The organism is Bifidobacterium sp. (assembly GCF_050874245.1).
Taxonomy (GTDB): domain Bacteria; phylum Actinomycetota; class Actinomycetes; order Actinomycetales; family Bifidobacteriaceae; genus Bifidobacterium.
This window is the reverse complement of record NZ_JBNMKH010000226.1, coordinates 1-1017: the sequence shown is the minus strand read 5'-3', so window position 1 is coordinate 1017 and position 1017 is coordinate 1. Positions and strand designations below refer to the sequence as shown.

The window sequence follows — 1017 nt, the reverse complement described above, 5'->3', positions numbered from 1 at the left end:
CGCGGGGCAATCGGCGGAACCGTCATATGCGGACCGCGGCGCGAACCCGTATGCGAATCTCGCAGCGCGCATGGCTTTGGAGCATCGCGATGCGGTCGAACAGACCTACTATCGCATCGACGACGCCGTGTTCATCTGCGAACAGCAGTTCATGGCCACGCTGATCCAGGTGCCGTTGGCAGTCGATCCGACGATGTTCGCCAGCCTGACCTTGTCGAGTTTCATGACGCCGGTGTTCCGCACGCTGTTCCAGGCGGTCGCCGCGGCTGGCGGATTGCCCGCGCCGGACGTGCCGCAGGGATTGTGGATGCACAATCTGACGAAGGCGGGCGGTCCGATGCTCGAATCCGTCATTAACGAGCTGGCCGCCATGCCATTGCCGTTGCCTTCGAGCGAGGCGGACGCCAGTCGTGACGCGGACGAATCGCAGGAACGATCCGCGCAGCTGCGCAGGCCAACGGATGACGAGCGTCGCTACGCCTCCGAGCTGATCGTACGATTGCTCGACACCGGCATCATGCGCAAGATCGGCGCGTCGCAACGTCGCATGGCGCAGCTGCCGGACGGTGCCGAGAAAATCGAACTGCTCGGACAGATCACCAAACTGGAGATGCTGCGCAAGGATCTGCAGTCCCGCGTCTTCGGCAACGACGTGGCCTGAGCGTCGTGGTCTGAATGTTCAAGATAGGGCGGAATAGACGTGCGTCGCCGGTGAATTCGTTGCGAAGGAACGGCGAATTCCGGATGAATCCTTCATGTCCGAAAAGGAAAATTGTGAAGATTTTCGCCGACCAAAATGAATTTTGCCGGTTTGCAAGGGTATGCGGCAGTAAGCGATAGCGGCTGAAAATCGTTGGAATGGTCGGGAAAGCAGCACGCCGAGGGCTCATGCTAGGCGCACTTTTGGGTAAAGTGGTCTAGGCGTTTGCATGAAAATCGCTTGGATTTTGCAAGGTGTGCAAGGCGATTGCAAACGGGATTGACGGAGGAATGCATGCGGCGATTGGTCGTCAAGGT

1 pseudogene is annotated in these 1017 nt (G+C 59.2%); it reads left to right on the top strand.

The window, feature by feature from the left end:
* Positions 1–661 (top strand): annotated as a pseudogene (locus ACR0P8_RS10095) (DNA primase); the annotation flags it as partial.
* Positions 662–1017: the final 356 nt, after the last annotated feature.